18 protein-coding genes, 1 tRNA gene and 2 rRNA genes are annotated in these 21,310 nt (G+C 58.5%); 7 read left to right on the top strand and 14 right to left on the bottom strand.

Annotation, left to right across the window (positions count from 1 at the left end):
* Window positions 1-43: 43 nt before the first annotated feature.
* The 5 genes from ACZ25R_RS06875 to ACZ25R_RS06855 form a co-directional block, all read right to left on the bottom strand.
* The gene (locus tag ACZ25R_RS06875) at window positions 44-265 is read right to left on the bottom strand and encodes an aa3-type cytochrome c oxidase subunit IV (protein WP_223615947.1); all 222 of its coding nucleotides are present in this window, start codon (window positions 263-265) and stop codon (window positions 44-46) included.
* A 147-nt stretch (window positions 266-412) separates the two neighbouring features.
* Window positions 413-559, bottom strand: coding sequence for a DUF3096 domain-containing protein (locus tag ACZ25R_RS06870; RefSeq protein WP_091878304.1), 147 nt, complete (start codon window positions 557-559; stop codon window positions 413-415).
* A 119-nt stretch (window positions 560-678) separates the two neighbouring features.
* Window positions 679-2,985 carry a putative bifunctional diguanylate cyclase/phosphodiesterase gene (locus tag ACZ25R_RS06865; protein ID WP_472460544.1) on the bottom strand — a complete coding sequence of 769 codons (2,307 nt, stop codon included), beginning with the start codon at window positions 2,983-2,985 and terminating at the stop codon, window positions 679-681.
* A 230-nt stretch (window positions 2,986-3,215) separates the two neighbouring features.
* Window positions 3,216-3,728 carry a hypothetical protein gene (locus ACZ25R_RS06860; protein ID WP_472460543.1) on the bottom strand — a complete coding sequence of 171 codons (513 nt, stop codon included), beginning with the start codon at window positions 3,726-3,728 and terminating at the stop codon, window positions 3,216-3,218.
* Window positions 3,721-4,329: a CGNR zinc finger domain-containing protein gene (locus tag ACZ25R_RS06855; RefSeq protein WP_223615944.1), complete on the bottom strand. Its 609-nt coding sequence runs from the start codon at window positions 4,327-4,329 to the stop codon at window positions 3,721-3,723. Before ACZ25R_RS06855 ends, ACZ25R_RS06860 begins: the two co-directional genes overlap by 8 nt.
* A 65-nt stretch (window positions 4,330-4,394) precedes the next feature.
* On the opposite strand from ACZ25R_RS06855, the gene ACZ25R_RS06850 reads away from it, so the two are divergent.
* Window positions 4,395-5,294 (top strand): branched-chain amino acid ABC transporter permease, encoded by a 900-nt coding sequence (locus ACZ25R_RS06850; RefSeq protein ID WP_472460542.1) that lies wholly within the window; start codon window positions 4,395-4,397, stop codon window positions 5,292-5,294.
* Here the strand turns inward: ACZ25R_RS06850 and ACZ25R_RS06845 are convergent.
* Window positions 5,291-6,040 (bottom strand): SDR family NAD(P)-dependent oxidoreductase, encoded by a 750-nt coding sequence (locus tag ACZ25R_RS06845; RefSeq protein ID WP_464661476.1) that lies wholly within the window; start codon window positions 6,038-6,040, stop codon window positions 5,291-5,293. The genes ACZ25R_RS06850 and ACZ25R_RS06845 overlap by 4 nt on opposite strands.
* 270 nt (window positions 6,041-6,310) lie before the next feature.
* Here ACZ25R_RS06845 and ACZ25R_RS06840 point away from each other — a divergent pair, with 270 nt between their 5' ends.
* Together ACZ25R_RS06840 and ACZ25R_RS06835 are read left to right on the top strand one after the other, a co-directional pair.
* Window positions 6,311-6,892 carry a TRAP transporter small permease subunit gene (locus ACZ25R_RS06840; protein WP_223615941.1) on the top strand — a complete coding sequence of 194 codons (582 nt, stop codon included), beginning with the start codon at window positions 6,311-6,313 and terminating at the stop codon, window positions 6,890-6,892.
* The gene (locus ACZ25R_RS06835; protein ID WP_472460541.1) at window positions 6,885-8,648 is read left to right on the top strand and encodes a TRAP transporter large permease; all 1,764 of its coding nucleotides are present in this window, start codon (window positions 6,885-6,887) and stop codon (window positions 8,646-8,648) included. The genes ACZ25R_RS06840 and ACZ25R_RS06835 overlap by 8 nt, the downstream gene beginning before the upstream one ends.
* Window positions 8,649-8,709: 61 nt before the next feature.
* Here ACZ25R_RS06835 and ACZ25R_RS06830 read toward each other — a convergent pair whose 3' ends face one another.
* Window positions 8,710-9,816 carry a TRAP transporter substrate-binding protein gene (locus ACZ25R_RS06830; RefSeq protein WP_464661478.1) on the bottom strand — a complete coding sequence of 369 codons (1,107 nt, stop codon included), beginning with the start codon at window positions 9,814-9,816 and terminating at the stop codon, window positions 8,710-8,712.
* Between the two features lie 259 nt (window positions 9,817-10,075).
* Between ACZ25R_RS06830 and ACZ25R_RS06825 the strand changes: the two genes are divergently transcribed.
* Window positions 10,076-10,846 carry a gamma-glutamyl-gamma-aminobutyrate hydrolase family protein gene (locus ACZ25R_RS06825; protein ID WP_472460540.1) on the top strand — a complete coding sequence of 257 codons (771 nt, stop codon included), beginning with the start codon at window positions 10,076-10,078 and terminating at the stop codon, window positions 10,844-10,846.
* 6 nt (window positions 10,847-10,852) lie between these two features.
* On the opposite strand, the gene ACZ25R_RS06820 is transcribed toward ACZ25R_RS06825, so the two are convergent.
* From ACZ25R_RS06820 to ACZ25R_RS06805, 4 genes are all read right to left on the bottom strand, one after another.
* On the bottom strand, window positions 10,853-11,296 hold the full coding sequence (locus ACZ25R_RS06820; RefSeq protein WP_472460539.1) for a hypothetical protein: 444 nt from the start codon (window positions 11,294-11,296) through the stop codon (window positions 10,853-10,855).
* Between the two features lie 97 nt (window positions 11,297-11,393).
* Complete coding sequence (locus ACZ25R_RS06815) at window positions 11,394-12,413, bottom strand: LacI family DNA-binding transcriptional regulator (protein ID WP_472460538.1); 1,020 nt, start codon at window positions 12,411-12,413, stop codon at window positions 11,394-11,396.
* A 145-nt stretch (window positions 12,414-12,558) separates the two neighbouring features.
* Window positions 12,559-13,452: a DMT family transporter gene (locus ACZ25R_RS06810; RefSeq protein ID WP_464661480.1), complete on the bottom strand. Its 894-nt coding sequence runs from the start codon at window positions 13,450-13,452 to the stop codon at window positions 12,559-12,561.
* Between the two features lie 89 nt (window positions 13,453-13,541).
* Complete coding sequence (locus ACZ25R_RS06805) at window positions 13,542-14,033, bottom strand: MarR family winged helix-turn-helix transcriptional regulator (RefSeq protein WP_223615934.1); 492 nt, start codon at window positions 14,031-14,033, stop codon at window positions 13,542-13,544.
* A gap of 336 nt (window positions 14,034-14,369) precedes the next feature.
* On the opposite strand from ACZ25R_RS06805, the gene ACZ25R_RS06800 reads away from it, so the two are divergent.
* The 3 genes from ACZ25R_RS06800 to ACZ25R_RS06790 all read left to right on the top strand — a co-directional run bounded on the left by ACZ25R_RS06800 (window position 14,370) and on the right by ACZ25R_RS06790 (window position 17,312).
* A complete protein-coding gene (locus ACZ25R_RS06800) occupies window positions 14,370-15,119 on the top strand; it encodes a creatininase family protein (RefSeq protein ID WP_472460537.1) in 750 nt (249 codons plus the stop codon).
* A gap of 109 nt (window positions 15,120-15,228) precedes the next feature.
* The gene (locus tag ACZ25R_RS06795; RefSeq protein WP_464661482.1) at window positions 15,229-16,338 is read left to right on the top strand and encodes a CobW family GTP-binding protein; all 1,110 of its coding nucleotides are present in this window, start codon (window positions 15,229-15,231) and stop codon (window positions 16,336-16,338) included.
* Window positions 16,338-17,312, top strand: coding sequence for a WD40 repeat domain-containing protein (locus tag ACZ25R_RS06790; RefSeq protein WP_472460536.1), 975 nt, complete (start codon window positions 16,338-16,340; stop codon window positions 17,310-17,312). Before ACZ25R_RS06795 ends, ACZ25R_RS06790 begins: the two co-directional genes overlap by 1 nt.
* Before the next feature lie 105 nt (window positions 17,313-17,417).
* Here ACZ25R_RS06790 and ACZ25R_RS06785 read toward each other — a convergent pair.
* The 3 genes from ACZ25R_RS06785 to ACZ25R_RS06775 form a co-directional block, all read right to left on the bottom strand.
* Window positions 17,418-17,494, bottom strand: a tRNA-Met gene (locus tag ACZ25R_RS06785).
* A 299-nt stretch (window positions 17,495-17,793) separates the two neighbouring features.
* Window positions 17,794-17,908 (bottom strand): 5S ribosomal RNA (rrf, locus tag ACZ25R_RS06780).
* A gap of 204 nt (window positions 17,909-18,112) precedes the next feature.
* Window positions 18,113-21,043, bottom strand: a 23S ribosomal RNA gene (locus ACZ25R_RS06775).
* Window positions 21,044-21,310 lie beyond the last annotated feature (267 nt).

Genomic DNA, 21,310 nt, shown 5'->3' with positions numbered 1-21,310 from the left:
AGGATTATCCGCCCGGCTCATGAACAACGCTGATGGAGCGTGTTTACAGAACGAACCAGGCAGCAACGCAAATAAGAATAAACAGAATAGTTGCGGAGAAGAACCCGCCAGCGAAAAAGCCGAACGCCATCGCAGCTACCAAAGCGATGCAGACAACCGCACCCCATTTTGAAAGAGCAATGAACAGATCATACGTCTTTTCATGCTCGTTGTAGTCCATGGGTGCACCCAGTTCTGCGGGCGCCGTGTCGTGATGTTCAGCCATCTTCAAACCTCATAAAGTCTTAGTCCTATTGGCAATAGCGAAAAGCCCGCGGCAGCGCAATGCGCAGATAGTCGCTGAAAAGCCTCTCAATCGATAAAAATGGCAACTGCGCTGATTTTACCGGCCGGGCCTTTCTTCCCGCTGCACTCAGCTGAGCAGATGCGGGAAAAGTCCGGTCACACCGATGATGATGAGATAGAGCGCAACCACGTAATTGAGCAGGCGCGGCGCGATCAGGATGATGATCCCGGCGATCAGCGCGACGAGCGGCGCAATGGCAATTTGTGCAATCATGACAGCGATACTTTCCTGTTGAGTCTGGCTTTGTCAGCGGCGGGAGTTTTCGACAAGATCGGGAGCAGGTCAAGCACAAGCGCGCAGAACATGGCGCGGCAGTTGCCGCTGCCGCCCGGTCAGCTGGCCGCCGCGATCTCGCTGTTTCGCGGCTTCACCGGCAACTGCACCATCTCGATATCGAAGTTCTTGGCGATATTCTCCGCCGTGGTGGCCGCGCCATAGAGAAACCCCTGCACATATTCGGCGCCGATCCAGCGGTTGATCAAGGCAAACTGTTCCCGCGTCTCCAGGCCCTCGATTGTCACGGACAGGCCCAGCTCATGCGTCATCTGCACGATGCCGCGCAGAAGCTTCAGGGAACGGCCTTCCTCGGTGATATCGGTGATGAAGGAGCGGTCGATCTTCACCTTGGTGACCGGCAGATCCTTCAGATAGCTCAGGCTGGAATAGCCGGTGCCGAAGTCGTCGATGGCAACCTGCAACCCCATGGCCTTGAGGCTCTGGAGAACGCCTCCCGTTGCCTCGCGGTCCGTAATGATCGCGCCTTCCGTCACCTCGACTTCAATCAGTTCCGGCTCTACATTGTGGCGATGCAGGGCAGAACGGATGATGTCGGCCATGTCCATGTTCTGCAGGTCGTGCGACGACAGGTTGATGGAGACCGCAATCCGCGACCCCCAAAGGCTGCAATCCTTGATCGCCTGTTCCACAACGTTTTGGGTCAAATCCGAGATCAGCCCCATCTCTTCCGCCATGGGAATGAACTCCGCCGGGGAAATCGGCCCGTATTCCGGGTGGTTCCAGCGCGAAAGCGCTTCGCACCCGACCATGCGCAGGGTACGGACATTGATGATCGGCTGATAGGCGACCGATAGGGTGCCCTCGGCAATGGCCTTGCGCAAATCCGACTTGAGCCGTTGTTTGCTGCGGAAGGAATGGTCCATCGTCTCGACGAAAACCACCCACTGTTTCTGGCTGTCCTTCTTGGCGACATCGAGCGCCAGATCGGCATTCATGTGCATGACCGCAAGATCAAACTCCGCCGCGCAGACGATCACCACACCCGCATGCGCGCCGGTCAGGATGTCATGGCCGGAGATGGTGTACTGCCCCGATATGGCCGCCATGATGCGCTCCACGCTCTGCAGCACGTCATCGCGCGTGGCGGCCGAAAACAGCAGCACGAATTCATCGCTGCCGAAGCGCGAAATGACCGGATGCGTCACGTCGATCGAGGCAAGCCGGTCGGCAAAGGCGCGCAGCAATTCATCGCCAATGCGATGGCCGAACGTGTCATTGGTCCGTTTCAGACCGTCGACATCGACAACCATCAGCGCGATCTGCGTGCCCGGCTCGATGCCATCGGTATAGGTCCTGGCAATCTCGGCGAACTGGCTGCGATTGGGCAGGCCCGTCAGGCTGTCATAGCGCGCCATGCGGCTGATCTGCGCCTCCGCTTCCGCCCGCCGGGTCACATCCTGGAAAATGAGTACCGTGCCATGCTGCGGGTCCGGCGTTGCCGTGAATTCATAATGGCGCTTGGCAGGAGACATGAACATGTCGCGCTCCTTGCGCCCGCTGAGCAGGTCCTGCATCTTGCCGGACAACGAAGCCTGCGTCTCCTCGGGAAAATAGGCTTTGACCCGGGCAAGCCGCAGCAGGCTTTGCAGGGAATGGCCGTGAACCTGCTCCGGCTCGTCAAAGCCCATCATTTTCGCCGCCTTCATATTGGCAACGGTGATTGTCTGGTTGCGGTCGAACATCAGCAACCCTTGCGGCATGCCGTTTAGCGCGGCGTCGAAGTGGCTGACAACGACGCTCAGTTGCTGTTTGCCCAGCAGTGCATCCCAGAGCGATTGCCGCAGCTTGGATGCGATCCGGATATTGCTCCAGAAATAGGGAAGGATCAGCAGCGCCAGCAGCCAGTTGTAAATGCCGCCCAGGAGCACGAATGTCAGGAACAGCGGTGCCAGAATGCCAATGGACATGCCGATGACGACCGTCGGCGAAACGTAGTTGCGCGTCACCAGCGCCACCATCGACGCGACGACGATTGCGACACTGGTGATGGCAGCCGAGGCGTCCGCGAGAACGTAGATACTGACCAGACAAAGCAGGCCGAGCAGGATGCACGTGCTGATGGCCCCGAGGAGATAGCGCCACTCCCATGTCCGCAAATCGGCCATGGTGGCGGACGAAAGATCTTTTCGTTCGAATGCGCTGGCGTTTGCAGTACGCCCAAGGACAATCAAGAAGAATGCGAGGGCAAAGGCCGCATAAATGGGATGATCGGTTTTGACATAAATAACCAATGTCGCAAGAATCTGGATGACCGAGGTCCACCAGACAGCCTTCTTGTTCGCATAAAGCGTGCGAAGGAACAAAATTTCGAGAAAAATACTCTCGTTGCGTTCAATTTTCATCAAAATGTCCGTGAATAACTGTACCCATAATTGGATACGTTAACGAATACTTTCGAACAAACGCCAACGATACTCAGATTATGTATGAGGCATGCATTTAGAATATTTATTTGCCCCCCATGTCAAACTGATATTTATCAAATGGGAAACACAATTACCAATTCCTAAAGCGACTGCGTGGGCGCCATGAAACCGCCATCCCGTGTATGGCTGCCCCCTGGCACCAGGGATCACGCCGGACAGGCAACAGCATCGCTGTCGGGCTTGTCCTTGTCCGGGTTGGGATCGTAGAACGGACCGACGACCAGCGGCCTGTTGGGCAGCACCGATTCATCCGTGTCCGATATCATCGTCCGGTCGATTGTCTGCAGCAGCTTGCCTCCGGCATCCCTGAGACGGATCGTTACCTTGTAGCCGCGATCGGCCTTCACGCACTTGACCGGCGGACTGTCGACCGAAATCTTTTCGGCTGCGGGCCAGACATTCTGCCGGACAATGAAAGGCTCTCCTCCGGCCGGGTTTTCAAAGGTGGTCTCGAGCACGGCATCACCCGGCACCTTGCGGACCTTTGTCAGCGTCAGATGATAGGTTGCCTGGGCAATCCGGTAGTTGAAGACAAACAGCTTTCCGGCAACGGCGAGGTAATCCCCCTCGCCCGAATCGCGGCAGGCCCCCAAGGCCAATACACCCGCCAGTACAGGCAACAGGACAAGCCGGCGCCAGTGATTCATGCTCTTATCCATGACCGGATTCCGATGGTTCGCGATTGCGGCGATAGTGTCTTTGCGCCTTGGCCCGGTTTCCGCATACGGTCATATCGCACCAGCGGCGGCTGCGGTTGCGGCTTTCGTCGAGATAAAGCCAATGACAGTTCGGGCAGATCTTGATCCGCTCCAGCCGCGCCGGCTCCAGAAGCCGCATGGCGGACAGGAAAGCGGCGGTGCCGAGCGACAGGTCGCGTTCGCCCTTGCCCGCGCCCGGCAACGCCAGATCCTGTCTGCCTGGTTCATCGCACACCAGCGCCGAGCCAAGCTGCAGAAATGCCGCCATGTTTGCCGGCGGGAGCCCTCCACCCCGCACGGCCGTGCGAAAGAGCGCATTGATGGCTTCACGCACATCGATAAGCCGGTTGATCTGTGCTGGCTGCACCGGCGGGTGGAAGCGGGCATCGCCCCACTCCGCCTGCCGGAATTGCGCCGCCGCTTCGGCAAATCCCCGCAGTTCCGAACGGTCTGAAAACCGGTCCAGCGCGCGGTCGGGCGCGTCACGAAAAACCACCGTATTGGCCAGGTCGAGAGCCAGCACGCCGCCACTGAATCGATGCGCATTCCAGTCAAAGGTCATGGCGAAATTCTAACTGGTAAAATCAATTTTGCAAGTTAGTATATAAGGAAATCTGCGGGTGACCGATGGCCTATTTTCTTCAATTGCTGATCAATGGCATCCACAACGCCGCGCTTTATGCGCTGCTGGCCTATGGCTATGTGCTGATCCACGGGCTGACCCATCGAACGGATTTGTCGCTCGGCGCCCTGTTTGCCTTTTCAGGCCAGACATTCATCCTGGCCACGGCGTTCGGCTGGACGGTCCTGTGGATGACCTTGCCGCTGGCGCTCGGGTTCGGGCTGGCCGTTGCCGCGGTGTATGTCGGGCTCGGCGGCTATGCCATCGCCAGACTGATCTACACGCCGCTCGAGGCCGGGAACAGGAACACGATTCTGGTGGCGACGCTCGGCCTCAGCATTTTCCTGATGGAACTGTCGCGCCTTGCCGCCGATACCAGGGACTACTGGCTTCCGCCCATGCTGGCCGACCCGGTGCACGTGCTGGGCGCGGCCGTCGACATCAGCCTGACACAGATTCAACTCGTCAACATCGGCGTGGCCCTGATCGTCATCGCCTCCGGTGAACTGATCATGCAGCGCACATCCGCAGGGCGGATATGGCGTGCGGTGAGCGACGAGCCGTTTGCATCGTCCATGTGCGGGATTGATCCGCGCCGCGTGCGGACGCGGGCAATCCTTGCCGCCTGTGCGGTCTGCGCCCTCGCCGGCTTTCTCGCAGCGCTGTACTACGGCAATGTCAGCTTCAATACCGGCATGATCTTCGGTCTGAAGATCCTGTTCATCACCGCCGCCGGAGGCCTGTCGAGACCGCTGCACGCGGCATTGGGCGCGGCGGCTGTCGGTATCGTCGAATCCCTGTGGGGCGGATATTTTCCGGTCCTGTGGCGCGATGCCGCCGTCTTCGCGCTGCTGGTCTTTGTTCTTGCGGTGCGCACCAACAACAATGAAGCGGAACGAATTTAACCCTGCAGGCTGTGGCCGCCATCGATGGTGATGACAGTGCCGGTGATATAGCTGCTGGCATCAGAGGCGAGCAGCAGAACGGTGCCATCGATATCCTCAGGCTCGCCGAGACGGCGCATCGGGTTCTTGCCCTTGAGGAATCCGTGCGCCGGGCCGCTCATGATGGATTCGTTGAGGCGCGTCGGAAACCATCCCGGCGCAATGGCATTCACCCGAATCGCATGCGACGCCCATTCCAGCGCCAGGGAGCGGGTCATCTGGCTGATCGCCGCCTTCGACATGGCATAGCCCGCGGACCCCTTGACCGGCGCATCGGCAAGGATGCTGGAGGAATTGACGATCGATCCGCCGACCCCGGCGGCAATCATCCGTTTGGCCGCTTCCTGCGCGATGAAAAACGCGCCCTCGACGTTCACTTCAAAAATATGCCGCAGCTGTTCGCGCGTCGTGGTGAGCGCCCGTTCCATCGTGGCGACACCGGCATTGTTGAAAACCACCGTGACCGTTCCAAGCTTCTGCTCGGCCTCGTCGAACGCGCGCTCGATATCGTCGGCAACAGTCACATCGGCAATAATATTGAGAATATTGGGGCTGTGCTCATTGTCCGGCGCGGGCGTGCGCGAAATGGAGACAACATTCGCACCATGCGCGGCAAGCACATGAACCATCCTGAGCCCCAGACCTGAGGACCCGCCTGTTACCGCAATGGTCTTTCCTGCAACGGAAAGAGAAGAGGCACTTGTCATTACAATAAATACCAACCCCGGATTGTTTTATTCACTGTTAGACTGCCCGTGCAACGATGACAACCACCGAACGAGCACCTTCGTGAAAACGAAGGCCGGGCCGCAACATCCCGGGTTGCTGCACCGGTATGAGGCTGGTAACAGTTCAGATGGAATATCGGGAGGGACAGCCGAAACGAAGGCATTGCCGCCGTTTTGACGAGCAGCCAAGGGCTGTCCGGGTGCTTTTCCCGGCAACGGAGGGTTGCCGGACTGAGGGGGAGGAACTGCATGTCGGCTTTGCTTGCCGTATCGAGAGCCATTGACCGCTTCAACGAATTTATTGGCCGCAACGTCGCCTGGCTGATTTTCCTGGCCGTGGTGGTGAGCGCCGGCAACGCCATTGTGCGCAAGGTGTTCAACCAGTCATCCAATGCCTGGCTGGAATTGCAGTGGTTCCTGTTTGGCGGCGCGTTCATGCTGGCCGCGGCCTATACGCTGCAGCAGAACGAGCACATCCGCATCGACATCGTCTACGGCGCCTTTTCGCGCCGGGTGCAGCACTGGATCGATCTGCTCGGGCACTTGTTTTTCCTGATGCCCTTCGTCCTGCTCATGTGCTTTTACTTCGTCCCCTATGTCAGCCTGTCCTATCGCAGCGGCGAAGGCTCGCCCAGCGCCGGCGGGCTGGTGCAATGGCCCGGCAAGCTGATCCTGCTGGTCGGCTTCCTGCTTCTGGCCATTCAGGGCATTTCGGAAATCATCAAGAAGATTGCGGTGATGCGCGGCGATATCCCCGATCCCAATCCGCCTCTCAGCCTCGAAGAGATTGCGGAACAGGAAGTCGCCATGGCGGAGGCGCGCAATGATTGAATTTATTGCGCAGAACATGGCGCCGATCATGTTCGTTTCGCTGATCGTCTTCATGCTGATCGGCTACCCCGTCGCCTTTGCCCTTGCTGCAAACGGGCTGCTGTTCTTCTTCATTGGCGTCGAACTTGCCCCCTATTCCAACGGCACGATCACCCTCGACTGGCCGTTCCTTTATGCCCTGCCCGAACGGTTCTGGGGGGTGATGTCGAATGACACCCTGCTTGCCATTCCGTTCTTCACCTTCATGGGCATCATCCTCGAGCGCTCCGGCATGGCCGAGGACCTGCTCGATACGATCGGCCAGCTGTTCGGTCCGATTCGCGGCGGCCTCGCCTATGCCGTCATCTTCGTCGGCGCCCTGCTCGCGGCCACCACCGGCGTCGTCGCGGCATCGGTCATCTCCATGGGCCTGATCTCACTGCCGATCATGCTGCGCTACGGCTATGACCGCCGTGTCGCATCCGGTGTGATCGCCGCATCCGGCACGTTGGCACAGATCATTCCGCCATCCCTCGTCCTGATCGTTCTCGCCGACCAGCTCGGACGTTCCGTTGGCGACATGTATCATGGCGCGCTGATCCCGGGCCTCGTGCTGACGGGTCTCTACATGGTCTATGTCCTGACCCTGTCCATCTTCAAACCGAAATCCATGCCGGCTCTTCCCGTCGAGGCGCGCACATTGGGATCGGGCGTCACATCGCTCATCGTTGCCCTCGCCGTTGCCGGTGCGATCGCCTACGCCGCGATTGTCTGGCTGACACCCGTGGCGGGAACCAACGCCGACATCTGGGGCGCGACCATCGGCACCATCGCCGTCTACGCTTTCGCGCTGGCGGATCGCTCACTCCACCTCAACCTGATGTCACGGCTGGCGCAGCAGGTGATCATCGTTCTCATTCCGCCGCTCGCCCTGATCTTCCTCGTGCTCGGCACGATCTTCCTCGGCATCGCCACGCCGACGGAAGGCGGTGCCATGGGGGCCGTCGGCGCCCTGCTCATGGCCGCCTCGAAGGGCCGCCTCCGTTTCAGCGTGATCAATCAGGCGCTGGCGTCAACGACAAAACTGTCATCCTTCGTGCTCTTCATCCTGCTCGGAGCCCGTGTGTTCTCGCTCACCTTCTACGGCGTCAACGGTCAGGTCTGGGTCGAGCACCTGCTGGTATCCCTGCCGGGCGGACAGGTCGGATTCCTGATCGTCGTCAACATCCTCGTGTTTTTCCTGGCGTTCTTTCTCGATTTCTTCGAGTTGGCCTTCATCATCGTGCCGCTGCTTGCGCCTGTCGCGGACAAGCTCGGCATCGACCTGATCTGGTTCGGCGTGCTGCTCGGCATCAACATGCAGACCAGCTTCATGCATCCGCCGTTCGGTTTTGCCCTGTTCTATCTGCGTTCCGTGGCGGCCAAGGTGCCCTATATGGACAAGATCACCGGCAAGAAAATCCAGCCGATCACCACCGGGCAGATCTATTGGGGCGCCGTGCCCTTCGTCGGCATCCAGATCCTCATGGTGGCCCTGACGATCATGTTCCCGCAGATGGTCATGCACTACACCGGCCCTGCCAGCACGATCAATCCGGCGACGATCCAGATTCCCAATTCCGACCTCGGCGGCGGGCTTGGCGGCGGTTTGGGTGGTGGCCTTGGCGGCGGACTGGGCACCGACCTCAGTGCACCGCCGCTTGGCGGTCCCGCGCCCAATCCGGCGCCGCCCGCGCAACCGGCGGCACCGGATTTGAGCCAGCCGCCGAAAATGTGACGGCAGGACACGAAAAAGCCCGGCATCGCTGCCGGGCTTTTGTTTGCTCAAAACGGCTGGCTTAGAGCTTGCCGTTGCGCTGCTGGACCATCATGAACGTGTCGAAGGTGTATTCGGCCACCTGAGCGTAAAGGAAATGCTCGTTGCGGAAAGCCTTGATGGAGTCCCAGATCTTCTTGAACGGCGCATTGGTCGCTTCGATTTCGGCATAGACCGTATTGGCCGCCTCGAAACAGGCATTGAGGACTTCCGGCGTGAACGGACGCAGCTGCGCCCCGCCGGCAACCAGCCGCTTGATGGCCGGAGGGTTCACATAGTCATACTTCTGCAGCATGTTCGCATCGGTTGCCTGGGCCGCCGTGCGGAACAGTGACTGATAGCTCGGCGGCAGCGAATCCCATTTCTGCTTGTTGACCATGAAGCTGACCGTCGGACCGCCTTCCCACCAGCCGGGATAATAATAATAGGGCGCCACCTTGTGGAAGCCGAGCTTTTCATCGTCATAGGGGCCAACCCATTCGGCCGCATCGATCGTGCCCTTTTCGAGCGACGGATAGATGTCACCGCCGGCGATCTGCTGCGGCACGACACCCAGCTTTTCCAGCACCTTGCCGGCAAAACCGCCGACGCGCATCTTGAGGCCCTTCAAATCCTCGACGGTCTTGATTTCCTTGCGGAACCAGCCGCCCATCTGCACGCCGGTATTGCCGCCCGGATAGGCTTGCAGGCCCTGCTTGTTGAAGAACTCGTTCATCAGGTCAATGCCGCCGCCCTGGTACTGCCAGGCATTCATGCCGCGGGCATTGAGCGCGAAGGGTACGGCTGCACCCAGAGCCCAGGTGGGGTCCTTGCCCCAGTAATAATAGGCAACGGTGTGGCACAGTTCGACCGTACCTGCGGCCGTCGCATCGGCAGCCTGCAATCCCGGAACGACTTCGCCGGCCGCGAAGGGCTGGATGACGAAATTGCCGTCCGTGGCTTCCTTCAGATATTTCGACAGAACCTCGGCGCCGCCATAGATCGTATCGAGTGATTTTGGAAATGACGACGCACAGCGCCACGTGATCTTCGGCATCGACTGCGCGATTGCCGGCGCGGCCAATGTGGTAGCCGCAGCCACCCCCGCGCTGGCATATCCGGCATTCCTGATGAATGAACGACGATCCATATACTCTCCTCCAGTATTTCGGTTCAGACCCCCCGGACAAACAGTCCATTTCTCCCGGTCCGCCGACCACCATACACACTCGACTCTTCAAGTCCAGCGGCTGAAAACACAAACGGGGCGCGGTGCAAAGCCGACGAAAATCCGGGAAAACCTCACAGAAAAGCCGTCTTTGCGGCCGAAAGGCTCTCGGGGCCGGACCCATTGGAAACACCCCCGAACTGCACTACATTCTATCAAGATTTGTTTATGGAGCATCCCCATGCGGCAGCCACTCGTCGCCATCACATCAGACGTTCGTGCCTTTGAAAACTACACGTGGCACGCAGCGCCCGATCAGTATCTGAAGGCGGCCTACGAGGCAGCGGGCGTCATCCCCCTGATTGTCCCGTCTTTCGGCGAAGGCCTCGATATCGATACCATTCTTGACGGCGTGGACGGAGTTCTGATCACAGGCTCCAAATCCAATGTCCATCCCGCGCTCTACGGCGTCGAGCCCACCGAAGCGCACGAGCCCTACGATCCTGCCCGTGATGCGACCTCATTGCCCCTGATCCGGCGCGCCATCGAGCGCGGTGTGCCGCTGCTTGCCATTTGCCGCGGCATTCAGGAGCTGAACGTCGCGCTCGGCGGCACGCTCGCCACCGAGATACAGGAACTGGATGGCCGCATGGATCACCGGGCGCCGCAATCCGAGCAGCAGGCGGAGCGTTTTGCCATCCGCCATCCCGTGCGCATCAAGCCGGGCTCGTGCCTCGCCAATGTCATGCAGGCGGATACGGTTCAGGTCAATTCCGTGCACCGGCAGGCCATCGACAAGCCGGCGGCCCAGCTGGACATTGAAGCGGTGGCGGAGGATGGCACCATTGAGGCCGTGTCGGTCAAAAACGCCCGCGGTTTTGCTGTCGGCGTGCAATGGCATCCGGAATATTGGGTAAAAAGCGACAGCCCGTCGCGCAAGATTTTTGCCGCTTTCGGTGATGCCGCCCGGGCGCACAAGGCCACCCGCGAACGGCTTCAGGCGGCAGAATAATCCCGGCTAGAACAGATTCAGCCCGCTCGCCGACAGCGAGAGCAGGACGGAGCGCGGCGCAACGCTGACATAGGCCCGTCCGTCGCCGGGGCTGAATTCAACGATGGTTTTCCCGGACTGATCCGCAAGAGCGATGGTTCCGTCCTGATTGTTGCGCCACTCCGTCGCGTCGGCCAAAGGCGCATACAGCGCCGCACATTCCCTGGCGACGTGCAGCGCATCATGCCCTGCAATACCGTTGCCTTGTGGAAAGATCTTGCACTTTGCCGCGCCTCCCGGGCTGCTGATGAGAAAGGCGGGCCGGTCGAAATCTGTCAGTCCGATGGAAGCGGTCGTCGTCGGATCGACCTGCACGGGCGGCGGGCTGGCGGACGACAAAAAATCCCCAAGCACCGCAACGGCGGCGAAAAAGGCGGCAAGGCCAATCCCGGCAGGCAAACTCAGCTTCACGACGATCTCCCCGGGGATTACTGGCCTGGAGCGACCTTAGGCAAACAGCCTTAATCAAGCTTTAAGCCGCCTGTTGAAAACGCGGCTGTGAACCGGACTACCGTTCCTTGGGTTTGGATGTGGACTGCCGGATGCGCAGTTCCGGCTTGATCAGCTCCTGCCGTGCGTGGGTATCCGCCCCATTGAGCTGGTCGAGCAAGGCGCGCGCGGCGCGCTGGCCGACCTCGCGCTGGCCGTTCCACACGGTCGTCAGCGCCGGCGTGGCAATCGCCGCTTCTTCCAGGTCGTCATAACCGGTCACGGAAATATCGACGCCGGGCACCAGCCCGGCACGGGCAATGCCGTTCATCATGCCGATGGCAGCCAGATCATTCCAGCAGACGGCCGCCGTCGGATGATCCTTCAGCGCCAGGAACTGCGGCGCGGCGTCAAAACCGGCCTGTTTGGTGCGCGGCCCGGGAATGCGCCATTCCGGCTTGACCTCAAGACCGGCCTTCTGCATCGCCAGGAGATAACCTTCGTAGCGGTCACGGCCCGTCGACGTCTGGTCCGTACCGCCGACCATGGCAATCCGCGTGTGCCCGAGTGAAATCAGATGATTCGTGGCCAGGCTGATACCGTAGGAATCATCGCCCCGGAACACCGGCACGTTGGCATCCTTGACCGACCGCGCAATCAGGACAACTGGCAGACCATTGTCTTCCGCCATGCGGATATCTTCGGCCGGGGTGCCGATGGCCGGCGACATGATCACGCCGTCACCGCCCAATTGCAGGACGGTCTCGATGAAGGTGCGCTGCTTGTCGAGCTGATCGTAATGGTTCGACAGGATGAAGGTCTGGCCGGAGCGATCAAGTTCTCCTTCGATTGCCCGCAAGATTTCAGCAAAGAACGGGTTCATGATGTCGTGAACCACCACACCGACAATGCCCGAGCGCGACGTGCGCAGGCTGGCCGCCCGGCGGTTGTAGATATAACCGATGGCGCGCGCGTGTTCCTTGATCTTTTCGCGGGTCTGATCGGCGACAAGCGGACTGTCGCGCAACGCAAGCGATACGGTTGCAGTGGACACTTTCAGCGCGTCGGCAATTGTCGATAGTTTGATCTTTTGCGCCAAAAACCGCCTCCCCGCCGTCTAGCCAGACAATTACAGTGTCATTCTCTGGCGTTATGCCACTGCAACCGGATAAATCAAAGCCCTTTCGCCGCCCGTGCCCCGCAAAGCAGCAATTGAGCCGGTGACGCGCGGATGCGGACTGCGATCAGGACCGCCGCCGCAACCGGTGTTCGCGATGCACGACGTAAAGCCCGCTGCCAATGACGATAACCGCGCCAACAAGCGTGTAAACATCGGGAAACTGGCCGAAAAACACATATCCGAAGGCGAGCATCCAGACGATCTGCAGAAACGGATAGGGCGCAAGCGCGGCCGTGGTCGCGCGCCGGTAGGCCAGAATGATCAGATAGTGCCCTAACCCGCCGAAGAAACCGAGCATGAGCAGAAGCGCAATCTGGAACCATGTCTGCGGCATCACGGCTTGGGTGATGGCCGGCGAAATCAGCACGGCAGGCGCGAGCGCGGAAAAAAAGATCAGGCTTTCTGGTGATTCGGTGGCAGCCATGCGGCGGGTCAGCAGCACGTAGAGCGAATAGCTGAGCATGGCCAGTATCGAATAGGGCAAGCCGGGATTGAGCGTTCCGAAGCCGGGCCGCGCAATGATCAGCACGCCGATGAATGCCACGATGATCGCCGCCCAGCGGCGCCAGCCGGCCCACTCCCCCAGCAGTGGCCCTGCCAAGGCGGCAATGACCATGGGCGCGGCGAAGGTGATCGTGATCGTCTCGCCCAGCTGCATGGTCTGCAGCGCATAGAAATTGAAATAGGTGGAACCGAACAGGCACAAGCCGCGCAGCAGCTGAAAGCGGATGCTCTTGACCCTGAACAGCGCCGGATTGGTCCAGCCGCGAAAGAAGATGAAAACCAGCACCGTATGCTCGGCAAACCGCATCCACGAAATGAATGCGGGCGGAATACCCTGGAGAACCAGATATTTGGCGCTTGAATCCAGGCAGGAAAACAGGATGCCCGCCGCAAAGATGTAAAGAATTGCGGCAGCAGGAACGGCCTCCTGGGAGGAAGGAGCGGGTACAGGCAAGGAGCTAACCAATCAGACGGCGGGACGTGCCGTCATGTTAGCAATTTCACATCATTTGTAACGGTAAATCACCACGAGCGACGAGAAAATTACTCTTCTTCCCCCTCGTCCTCCTCGTGATCGTCCTCCGAGCCGGTCTGGCGCAGCAGTTCGGCAGCCGACAAATTGATCTCCAGCCGCTGCAGCATTTTGATCAGGGCTTTGCGCTCTTTTTTGTCGAAGCCCTTCATCGCATCCTTCTCGGTCTTGCGGATGGATTTTTCGATCGCCCGGATCGCTTCATTGCCGGTATCGGTCAAAAAGATATGGGCCTGGCGCTGATCGGTCGCCGACCCTTCCTTCTTGACGAAACCCTGCGTTTGCAGCCGGGAGATGGTTTTGGTGATCGTCGGCGGCCGGACACCCAGGCGTTTTGCCAGAACGCTCGGCGAAAGGCCGTCTTCATGGGCCAGTTGCAACATGACGGCATCCTGCCCGGCGTAGAAACCATGGGCCAGCAGCCGGGTTGCCAGTGCCGTTCGCGTCAAGCGAGCGGTTGATTGCAGACGATGAAGGATGAGAGGCTTGCGTTCCTTGACCATTCAAATTCCTGCTCGCTATGAACCCATTGTCCGGTTGATGATAAGGCGGCTAGCTCTTTTTGGTAAATGGCAATTATCAGGCGAAGAATATCGGCGCTGCGCAGTCCGGAATTGTATGGAAAACAGATCTTGGCGCCCCAACATTCAGCTCCGCACCATAAGTCCAATCCCCCCGATGAATCCGCGTTACAATTCTTATATGACATTCTGATGAAATTTGCCGACGAATTGCTGTTGCGCTTGAAATAAGCCTGTAAAAATCCGGCCTCCGGCGCCTATCCTCGTGGCATCGCGACAATTATGCTAACAGGGTCCGTCAAACCGCGTGAGTGACCCATGCCCGCTTCTTCCGCCAGAACCATTGCCCTTCTTCCGCTTGGTGCCCACGAGCAGCATGGCCCGCATCTGCCCTTCGACACCGACACGCTGATCGCGCAAGGGTTGACGGAACGGCTGAAACGGGCACTTCCCCCCACACTTGCCGTCGACATCCTGCCGGTTGAACCCGTCGGCTACTCCATCGAGCATATGGATGTCGACGGCACGAAGACCCTCGCCTTCGATGCGGCTGTCCGCCGCTGGATCGACATCGGCAGGCAGGTTGCCGGTCGTGGCCAGTCCAAACTGGTGATCCTCAACGCCCATGGCGGCAACGCGCCGCTGATGACCATCGTCGCGACGGAACTGCGCGTGCATTGCAATATGCTTGCCGTGGCAACAAGCTGGACACGGTTTGGTTTGCCGGATGGCTTGATTTCGCCGGAAGACAAGGCGCTCGACATTCATGGCGGCTTTATCGAAACATCGGTGATGCTGGCGCTCTACCCGGAAACAGTGGATATGACAAAGGCGCGGGACTTTGATTCGAACCAACGCGCCTATATCCGGGACTACAAGCACCTGCGCGCCTACGGCCCGCATGCCTTTGGCTGGAAGATGTCGGATCTCAACCGGCTGGGCGTTGCCGGCAACGCCGCCCGCGCCACCGCAGAAGCGGGCGAACAGATCATTGCGCACAGTGTGCAAGGCATCATTGAACTGCTTGAGGATGTCGACCGCTTCGACGTTTCGGCTTTGCGCCCTTGACAGGCTCAATCCGGTTGAACAAACCATTCATGCAATTGAATACAGTTGATGTAGCAAAAGCGGCGGCGATCACCTATATCCTGTGTTCATCCATTCAAAGAGGCACACGATGAGTGAAGCTCAAACGACCACCAGTGCTGCGCCGGATGCGGCGCGCATCCCCCAAATCCCCGTCACCGTGCTCACCGGCTATCTCGGCTCCGGCAAGACGACGCTGCTCAACCGCATTCTCAGCGAAGATCACGGCAAACGCTATGCGGTCATCGTCAATGAGTTCGGCGAGATCGGCATCGACAATGATCTGATCGTCGAATCCGACGAAGAAATCTACGAAATGAACAATGGCTGCATCTGCTGCACCGTGCGCGGCGACCTGATCCGCGTCGTCGAGGGCCTGATGCGCCGTCCCGGCCGTTTCGATGCCATCATCGTCGAAACAACCGGCCTTGCCGATCCCGTCCCTGTCGCCCAGACCTTCTTCATGGATGATGATGTGCGTAGCAAGACCATGCTGGATGCCGTCGTGGCGCTCGTCGACGCCAAGCACCTGCCGCTGCGCCTGAAGGACAGCCGCGAGGCGGAAGACCAGATTGCCTTTGCCGACGTCGTTCTGCTCAACAAGACCGACCTGGTCACGCCGGAGGAACTCGCCGCCGTCGAAGCCACGGTGCGCGCCATCAACCCCTATGCCGTCATCCACCGGACCGAGCGCGCCGACATCGACCTGACGCGGGTGCTTGACCGCGGCGCTTTCGACCTGACGCGCGCATTGGAAAACGATCCGCATTTCCTCGACCACGATCACCCCGATCATGCCTGCGGGCCCGATTGCGATCATGATCACGATCATGCGCATCATCATCACGACCATGACCATGGGCATGACCACCATCACCACCATGATCATGCATCGCCGATTCATGACACCACGGTCGTCTCGGTCTCCTTGCGCGTCGGCGAGCTCAATCCCGACAAGTTCTTCCCGTGGGTGCAGAAGATCACCCAGGAACAGGGTCCGAATATCCTGCGCCTCAAGGGCATTCTCGCCTTCCGGAACGATCACGAGCGCTACGTCATCCAGGGCGTCCATATGATCATCGAGGGCGATCATCAGCGGGCGTGGAAAGACAACGAAAAGCGCGAAAGCCGCCTTGTCTTCATCGGCCGTGAACTCGACCATGATGCGCTGAAATCCGGACTTGAAAGCTGCCTTGCCTGATGCCGACCATTGCCCCGCTAGACCTCGCCGGCCATTGCGTTGACGCGCGCTTTATCCAGGATGTCCCGTTCTTCGCGCTTGCCGACGGCAGCGTGCATCGGCTCGACAATGGCCACAAGACCGTGGAGGCCCATGACGGCCTGCTTTGCGCCGTACCATCCGTCGATGGTAAGTCATTGCTTACAAGCGGCGAGGATGGCCGGGTCTGTTCGATCGGCCTGAACGGTGAAGTCGCCGAACTCAGCAGGATACCGCGCAAGTGGATGACGGCGCTGGCGGCGGCACCGAATGGCGCCGTGGCCTATGCATCGGGAAAGACTGCCTGGGTGCGTGCACCCGACGGATCGGTGCGTGAATTCACCCATGAACGCAGCGTCGAAGGGCTCGCCTTTGCGCCCAAGGGCATGCGGCTGGCGGTCGCGCGCTACAATGGCGTGACACTGCATTGGCCGGCGACCAACGGCACGCCGACCGAACTTGAATGGAAGGGTGCCCATGTCTCGGTGATCTTTTCACCCGACAACCGTTTTCTCGTTACCTCCATGCAGGAAAATGCCCTGCATGGCTGGCGCCTGGAAGACAACCGCCACATGCGCATGACCGGCTATCCCAACAAGGTCAAAAGCTGGTCGTGGAGCCCGAAGGGCAAATGGCTGGCGACATCGGGTGCCCCGGCAACAGTTGTCTGGCCGTTTTCCGGCAAGGACGGCCCGATGGGCAAGGCGCCGCTGGAGCTGGGAACCCGCGGCGACAGCGCGGTGACGGCAGTGGCCTGTCATCCCGTCGAGGATATCGTCGCCATCGGCTATGCCGACGGCATGATCCTCGTCGGCCGCTTCGGCGATCAGAAGGAAGTGCTGCTGCGCCGCCCCGGCAAGGGCGCAGTTTCGTCCATGGACTGGAACAGAACCGGGCACCGCCTGGTGTTTGGCAGCGAGAGCGGCGACTGCGGGGTTATCGATATCACGGCATAGGCTGCGCTGGTATTTTTGCGCCTTCCTCAAACGACAAAGCCCCGCGGGAGCGGGGTTAATGTTTGTGTTTTGTGAGAAGCTTGTTTTGAGATGTTTTTGGGAGATTGGTTGCGGGGACAGGATTTGAACCTGTGACCTTCAGGTTATGAGCCTGACGAGCTACCGGGCTGCTCCACCCCGCGCCACCATATCCGGCGATTGCCGTTTTCGTGTGTCTGTCCTCGGGCGTTGCCCTGCGGTCAGACGGTGCAGCCCGGATTTCTCCGTTTGTCCGACCTGGAAGCTTTGAGGCTTCTGCGGTCGGACGGGGCTGCTGCACCCCTTGCCACCATGCCGGTATTTCCGGCTACCGCGTTTGAAGCGGCGTGTAATTATGCACTTGTGCCTGCTGTTTTGCAAAAGCAAAAGGCCGCTTGATGCGGCCTGTTGATTGGAAAGTATGGGATGTGGAGAGATTATGATTTCATGTTGCGTTTGGCAGACCTGGCAGCGACCTACTCTCCCGCGTCTTGAGACGAAGTACCATTGGCGCTGGAGCGTTTCACGGCCGAGTTCGGAATGGGATCGGGTGCAGCCGCTCCGCTGTAACCACCAGGTCAGCAAAAAGCAACGATGAAAGAGAAGCTGGTTTTGTTGTCGTTTCGACTGTTTTCAATGTCTTGCAACATTGAGATTATCGGCTTTCCGGGCGTTAGCCCGCAAGGTCGACTGACCGTCGCCGGTCGTCCGGCGCCTTCGCGGAGCATAGGGTCGAAGACCCGCTCATGCGTGAGCGCTTTAGATGGATATAAGTAATGAGAATGATCAAGCCAATCGAGCTATTAGTACCGGTAAGCTTCATGCGTTGCCGCACTTCCACACCCGGCCTATCAACGTGGTGGTCTTCCACGGCTCTCAAGGGAATACTCGTTTTCAGGTGGGTTTCCCGCTTAGATGCCTTCAGCGGTTATCCCGTCCGTATATAGCTACCCTGCTATGCGGCTGGCGCCACAACAGGTCCACCAGAGATACGTCCATCCCGGTCCTCTCGTACTAGGGACAGATCCTGTCAATATTCCTACACCCACGGCAGATAGGGACCGAACTGTCTCACGACGTTCTGAACCCAACTCACGTACCGCTTTAAATGGCGAACAGCCATACCCTTGGGACCTGCTCCAGCCCCAGGATGCGATGAGTCGACATCGAGGTGCCAAACAACCCCGTCGATATGGACTCTTGGGGGTCATCAGCCTGTTATCCCCGGCGTACCTTTTATCCGTTGAGCGATGGCCCTTCCACGCGGGACCACCGGATCACTATGACCGACTTTCGTCTCTGCTCGACTTGTCAGTCTCGCAGTCAGGCGGGCTTATGCCATTGCACTCGACGACCGATTTCCGACCGGTCTGAGCCCACCATCGCGCGCCTCCGTTACTCTTTAGGAGGCGACCGCCCCAGTCAAACTACCCACCATACACTGTCCCGGATCCGGATAACGGACCGCGGTTAGACATCCATATAGGTAAGGGTGGTATTTCAAGGATGACTCCACGAAGGCTGGCGCCCCCGCTTCAAAGTCTACCACCTATCCTACACATGCCGACACGAATGCCAGTGTAAAGCTATAGTAAAGGTGCACGGGGTCTTTCCGTCTAACCGCAGGAACCCCGCATCTTCACGGGGAATTCAATTTCACTGAGTCTGCGTTGGAGACAGCGGGGAAGTCGTTACGCCATTCGTGCAGGTCGGAACTTACCCGACAAGGAATTTCGCTACCTTAGGACCGTTATAGTTACGGCCGCCGTTTACTGGGGCTTCGATTCAAAGCTTGCACCTCTCCTCTTAACCTTCCAGCACCGGGCAGGCGTCAGACCCTATACGTCGTCTTGCGACTTCGCAGAGCCCTGTGTTTTTGGTAAACAGTCGCTACCCCCTGGTCTGTGCCACCCTCACATACTTGCGTACATAAGGGTCACGCTTCTTCCGAAGTTACGCGTGCAATTTGCCGAGTTCCTTCAACGCAGTTCTCTCAAGCGCCTTGGTATTCTCTACCAGTCCACCAGTGTCGGTTTAGGGTACGGTCTATACGCGGGAGCTATTTCCTGGAACCGCTTCGAAGCCCTTCCAATCCAATAAGGAAGAACAACATACGCGATCCGTCACTACCCGCAGGCCCACGAATATTAACGTGGTTCCCATCGACTACGCCTTTCGGCCTCGCCTTAGGGGCCGGCTAACCCTGCTCAGATTAACTTTAAGCAGGAACCCTTGGACTTTCGGCGAGGGAGTCTCTCACTCCCTTTATCGTTACTCATGTCAGCATTCTCACTTCTGATACCTCCAAGAGCCCTCACGGGTCTCTCTTCAACGGCTTACAGAACGCTCCGCTACCACTTGCACTTACGTGCAAATCCACAGCTTCGGTGTATGGCTTTAGCCCCGGTACATTTTCGGCGCAAAGACCCTTATTTAGACCAGTGAGCTGTTACGCTTTCTTTAAATGATGGCTGCTTCTAAGCCAACATCCTGGTTGTTTTGGGATCCTCACATCCTTTCCCACTTAGCCATAACTTAGGGACCTTAGATGGTGGTCAGGGTTGTTGCCCTCTTCACGACGGACGTTAGCACCCGCCGTGTGTCTGCCGATTAGTACTCTTCGGTATTCGGAGTTTGGTTAGGTTTGGTAAATCGGTGAGATCCCCTAGCCCATCCAGTGCTCTACCCCCGAAGGTATTCGATCGACGCTCTACCTAAATAGATTTCGCGGAGAACCAGCTATCTCCAAGTTTGATTGGCCTTTCACCCCTAGCCACAAGTCATCCCAATCTATTGCAACAGATGCGGGTTCGGTCCTCCAGTAAGTGTTACCTTACCTTCAACCTGCTCATGGCTAGATCACTTGGTTTCGGGTCTAATCCGACGAACTGAACGCCCTGTTCAGACTCGCTTTCGCTGCGCCTACACCTACCGGTTTAAGCTTGCTCGTCAGACTAAGTCGCTGACCCATTATACAAAAGGTACGCTGTCACCCAGAACAAATCTTGGGCTCCAACTGTTTGTAGGCATTCGGTTTCAGGATCTCTTTCACTCCCCTTGTCGGGGTGCTTTTCACCTTTCCCTCACGGTACTGGTTCGCTATCGGTCATGCACGAGTACTTAGGCTTGGAGAGTGGTCTCCCCATGTTCAGACAGGATTTCACGTGTCCCGCCCTACTCAAGGACTTTTATTCGCATTACGTGTACGGGACTATCACCCACTTCGGTCACCCTTTCCAAGGTGTTCCACTTGTCTCATAAAAGCCACTGGCCTGGTCCGCGTTCGCTCGCCACTACTTACGGAGTCTCGTTTGATGTCCTTTCCTCCGGGTACTTAGATGTTTCAGTTCCCCGGGTTCGCTTCTAACCCCTATGTATTCGAAAGTTAGATACCTTATTTTGATATCTAGAAAGTTGAAGTGTTCTTCCCTCACGCACGTACCGCCCTTTCAGGGCTGTGCTCCGGGAGGGCGCGGCATAAGCCGCGACGACCGAGCGGTCTGTATGGGTGCCTCCTTTTGAGAAACAAACCAAAACAGCGCTTCATCGTTCCAACAGTTCAAATTTTCTAGATATCTAAGGTGGGTTTCCCCATTCGGAAATCGTCGGATCAAAGGGTATTCGCACCTCCCCGACGCTTATCGCAGCGTATCACGTCCTTCATCGCCTGTGCATGCCAAGGCATCCACCAAATGCCCTTAAGACACTTGATCATTCTCATTGCCAATATCCATCCTTGCCTTCACGAACATTTCGTCTCCATGGGGGATACCAATGGACAACCAAACATTCAGCAACAATCGATTTGACAAAAAAGACCAGCTTCTCGAGATAAATCCGATGGCTCTGCGGTTAAGCGGCCAATCCTCTGCAAGGGCTTTTGATGAGCATCCCTTGCGACATTTTCCGGCGTTCATGGCCCAAAGGCCGGCGGACCCGCACCAGAAGGTGCAAACCCTTGAACATCCGGAACAATCCGA

The organism is Phyllobacterium sp. RCAM01083, from assembly GCF_055685835.1.
This window is presented reverse-complemented; position numbering and strand designations above follow the sequence as displayed.